Genomic DNA, 4,358 nt, shown 5'->3' with positions numbered 1-4,358 from the left:
CACCGCTGAAACGGTGATCCCGCAGATGCTGGCCAGACTGGAAGCCTTGTCGCCGGACGTAGAGGCTTATGACGTCTATGGCGTGCATCCGGCTTTTGATGTGTGCCAGTTGCTGGAGCAGGCGTTGCTGACCAGACTGAACCCCTCCAGGCATCGAGCCACCGAATGTTCGCAGCGGGCGACCGCCACGGTGGTGGATTTTATTGCCATGTCTGAGGGTGAAGACATGGACGAAAGTGACCTGGTCCGGTTGCTGGATGTTCACCCCTTGATGAAAGAAGACAAGGCCTTTCAGCGGCAGCTGGTGCTGGCCCTGAAAAAGCAGCGCACGCCCACGGAGTCCTTTATTCGCCGCATCAGAGAACAGGCGGGGAACGAAGGCGTCAGCAATCTGGGGATCTCCCTCGACGACGACTGACGATACAGTCCTGGCAGACCGAGACCGGTTGGTGACATGAAACTTTCAGAGTTTGGTCGAAAATTTACCGCAGACGCCGGAATCACATCGTTGATGGACGACCTGGGCAATGCCCTGGCGTCCGGTGACGATATGATCATGATGGGCGGCGGCAACCCCGGGCATATTCCTGAGGTACAGCAACGACTGCAGGAAATCCTCGCCGGTCTGGCCGCCGACCCGCAATCCATGCGGCGGTTGGTGGGCATCTACGATCCGCCCCAGGGCGAGAAGCAGTTTATTGCGGCGCTGGCGGAGTTGCTGAATGGTGAATACGGCTGGTCGCTGAGCGCTGACAATATCGCTCTGACCAATGGCAGTCAGGCTGCCTTTTTCATGTTGTTCAACATGTTTGGCGGTGACTTCGGCGGCGGCTTGCGCAAGCACATCCTGTTACCGCTGGCACCTGAGTATATTGGCTATGCCGATGCCGGCATCGCTACTGATCTGTTCCGCGCGGTGCAGCCGGAAATCAGTTTTACCGATGCCCATGAGTTCAAGTACCGGGTGGATTTTGACGCGCTGGAGGTGACCGCGGAAACCGGCGCAATCTGCGTATCAAGGCCAACCAACCCGACCGGCAACGTCGTCACCGATGACGAGATGGCCCAGCTCGAAGCCCTTGCCCGTGGTCATGATATCCCGCTGATCGTTGACGGCGCCTACGGGATGCCGTTTCCGAGCCTGATCTACGTCGACGCGGAACCCCGCTGGAACGAGCAGATCATCCTTTGCCTGAGCCTGTCGAAGCTGGGTTTGCCTGCGGCCAGAACCGGAATCGTGATTGCGGCTGCGCCGGTGATCAAAGCACTGTCTGGCATCAACGCCATCATGAATCTGGCCACCGGCAGTTTTGGTGCGATGCTGGCGGAACCTCTGGTGCGGTCGGGTGAAATCCTGTCTCTGAGTCGTGATGTGGTGTGTCCGTTCTACCGGCAAAAAATGGAGCGGGCGGTTACGGCATTCAGTCTGGCGATGGGAGATGATTGTCGATGGTATGTGCACAAACCCGAAGGTGCCATGTTCCTCTGGTTCTGGTTTCCGGACCTGCCGGTCACCAGCCTGGAACTCTACCAGCGCCTCAAGGCCAGGGGAGTGCTGGTGGTTTCCGGGCATTATTTCTTCCCGGGCCTGCCGGAGGATGACTGGCGACATCAGCACGAATGCATTCGGGTAACCTATTCCCAGGACGACGACAGCGTGGCGCGGGGCCTGAGGCTGATTGCGGATGAGGTTAAGGCGATCTGGGCGGAGCAGCACTCCGCCTGAATCCGCTGACAACGGATGTCGTCAGGAGCTCTTGATGTCGGCAGACTCGATGTTGACCTCGTAGCGGGTGCCGTCGGGTTCTGTCTGCACCAGCCGGATCAGCAGATAATCCAGCTCCGGGGCGAACCACATCAGGGTCTCTCGTTTGCTGCCTTCCCCCCGCACCTTTTCCACCTTGACCGTATTGACGCTGCCGACTTTGGAGTCGACCACCTCTTCACCGATGACCGCAAACCGGTCGTAATCATAGCCGCCTTTGTCGACCACGGCGTAGCGCATATCAGTCTTACCGGCTTTCAGATCCTGGCTCAGCTGCAGCTGGAAACCCAGGGGATCGAGTGCCTCCGGCTCTGTGTCCAGGCTGAACGTGTTGCCGTCGAAACTGCCACTGATGGCTTCAGAAGGCCAGTTGAATTCCAGGACACGGCTGCGATTACGGATGGCAAAGCCTTCGAGGGTGTAACGGTAGCGCTGAGGGATGACCTGACCGTCTTCCCAGCGAAACGTCACGGATTCCTTTATGTCAGCAAGGAAAGAGTCCACATCAAAACGGTAAATCCAGGAGCCGTCATCCTGCTGCTGAAGACTGCGCACCGCAGAACCATTGATGGAAATGCCCTTGTCGATAGAGGCGCTGTAAGAGGCCCTCATGGGCACAAGCTCAACAGCAGCCCGGGTGTTGTCAGTTTCCGCCGGGGCATTCCCGGCCTCGGTTTTAGTCGTCGTGGCTGCCGTCATTGCCGACGGCACAGCGAGGGCAAATACAGTTGCCAGCAGCCAGAACGGGACAAGACGTTTGCGCGGGGTGTCTGCATTCAAAGGTCGATACATAGCGGACCTCCATTGCTGAATGTGGTCTCAGTCTAACCCGGAAGTCATACCCGTCGAGTGACATTTACGTCACCTCCCGGTGCGGGAGCGGGCAGGTCAGGCTGTGCTGAGGCGGAGAACTTCGGTCAGTGGCGTCCGGTCGAATTCGATACGATCGTCCCCCGTCAGCTGCAGTCTGCCCTCGCAGAACCAGCGGATAACAATGGGGTAAAGAATATGCTCCTGCTCCTGTACCCGGGCGGCCAGGGATTCAGCGTCATCATCGCTGTTGACCGCTACTTCGGCCTGTGCAACAACCGGCCCACCATCGAGATCTTCGGTCACGAAGTGGATACTGACGCCGTGCACGGTGTCACCGGCATCAAGGGCGCGCTGGTGAGTGTGCAAACCCTGATACTTTGGCAGCAGGGACGGGTGAACGTTCAGCATGCGCCCCTGGAATGCACGGACGAAGGCGGGAGTGAGGATGCGCATAAAACCGGCCAGCACCACCAGATCCGGACTGCGCCGCTCGATCTCCAGGCGCAACACATTGTCGAATTCTTCCCGGGTGTCGTAACGGGTGTGATCCACAGAAAAGGTTTCAATGCCGGCCTGGGCCGCCCGTTCGAGGGCAAAGGCGTTGGGCCGGTTGCTGCCGACCGCGACGATCTGGCCGGGAAAGTCCCTGTCCCTGCAGGCAGTAATCAGTGCCTGCAGATTGCTGCCCTGGCCGGAGGCCAGCACCAGAATCCGTGGTTTTTCAAGTTCAGGGATGTTCATGCGTCCAGCAGCCCCGGCGCATAACGGGTAGCGGCCCTGGTGTCCGTGCTGGCGGCGGCTTCGATCACGCCCACTTGCCAGGCGGTTTCACCCATGGCGGTCAGGGTGTCGAGGGTAATTGCCTTGCGTTCGGCCGGCACGCACACGATCATGCCTATGCCGCAATTGAAGGTGCGATACATTTCTTCGTCCGCCACGCCGCCGTTATCTTTGAGCCATTGAAAGACCGGGGGCAGCGACCAGCTGGTGGTGTCGATAGCGGCGACAGTACCGTCCGGAAGAACCCTGGGAATGTTTTCTGGCAGGCCGCCACCGGTAATGTGGGATAGCGCTCTTACATCAACTGTTTTAATAAGTTGCAGCACGTTTTTAACATAAATTCTGGTTGGTGCCATGAGCGCATCGGCCAGGGTTGAATCGCCAACGGTCTGATTCAGGTCAGCGTTACTGACTTCAAGTATCTTTCGAATCAACGAGTAACCATTGGAATGGGGGCCTGACGAGCCGATAGCAATCAGGGCATCCCCAACCTGCACCCTGGTACCGTCAATCACGTCGCTGCGTTCGACCACGCCTACACAGAAGCCTGCCAGATCGTAGTCGTCGCCTTCGTACATGCCCGGCATCTCTGCGGTTTCGCCGCCCACCAGGGCGCAGCCGGATAGCTCACAGCCGGTGCCGATGCCATCCACCACGCTGGCGGCCACGTCAACGTTGAGTTTGCCAGTGGCGTAATAGTCGAGAAAGAACAATGGCTCGGCGCCGCCTACCACCAGATCGTTAACGCACATGGCGACCAGGTCAATGCCGATGGTGTCGTGGCGTCCCAGTTGCATGGCCAGGCGAAGTTTGGTGCCGACACCGTCGGTGCCGGACACCAGCACAGGCTCCCGGTAGCCGGTGGGCAGTGACACCATGGCGCCAAAGCCCCCCAGTCCACCCAGCACCTCGGGGCGACGTGTACGCGCAGCGGTATGTTTGATGCGGTCTACCAGTTCATTGCCCGCATCGATGTCCACGCCGGCATCGCGGTAAGTCA

The 4,358-nt window shown here is 59.0% G+C and carries 5 protein-coding genes; 2 read left to right on the top strand and 3 right to left on the bottom strand.

Annotated elements, in window-relative coordinates; translation table 11 throughout:
* Positions 1-418: DUF416 family protein (locus AAC035_RS19095; protein WP_339806698.1), on the top strand; the 418-nt coding region annotated here is incomplete at its 5' end.
* A gap of 36 nt (positions 419-454) precedes the next feature.
* Positions 455-1,726 carry a valine--pyruvate transaminase gene (locus AAC035_RS19090; RefSeq protein WP_339806697.1) on the top strand — a complete coding sequence of 424 codons (1,272 nt, stop codon included), beginning with the start codon at positions 455-457 and terminating at the stop codon, positions 1,724-1,726.
* Positions 1,727-1,747: 21 nt separating this feature from the next.
* Here the strand turns inward: AAC035_RS19090 and AAC035_RS19085 are convergent, their stop codons facing one another.
* From AAC035_RS19085 to purM, 3 genes are all read right to left on the bottom strand, one after another.
* Positions 1,748-2,557 carry a DUF3108 domain-containing protein gene (locus AAC035_RS19085; RefSeq protein ID WP_339806696.1) on the bottom strand — a complete coding sequence of 270 codons (810 nt, stop codon included), beginning with the start codon at positions 2,555-2,557 and terminating at the stop codon, positions 1,748-1,750.
* Positions 2,558-2,653: 96 nt separating this feature from the next.
* Positions 2,654-3,319 carry a phosphoribosylglycinamide formyltransferase gene (gene purN, locus AAC035_RS19080; RefSeq protein ID WP_339806695.1) on the bottom strand — a complete coding sequence of 222 codons (666 nt, stop codon included), beginning with the start codon at positions 3,317-3,319 and terminating at the stop codon, positions 2,654-2,656.
* A partial coding sequence (gene purM / locus AAC035_RS19075) for a phosphoribosylformylglycinamidine cyclo-ligase (RefSeq protein ID WP_339806694.1) occupies positions 3,316-4,358 on the bottom strand: 1,043 nt, incomplete at its 5' end. The genes purM and purN, both read right to left, overlap by 4 nt.

The sequence above is a fragment of the uncultured Marinobacter sp. genome (genome assembly GCF_963974375.1).
Lineage (GTDB): Bacteria > Pseudomonadota > Gammaproteobacteria > Pseudomonadales > Oleiphilaceae > Marinobacter.
This window is presented reverse-complemented; position numbering and strand designations above follow the sequence as displayed.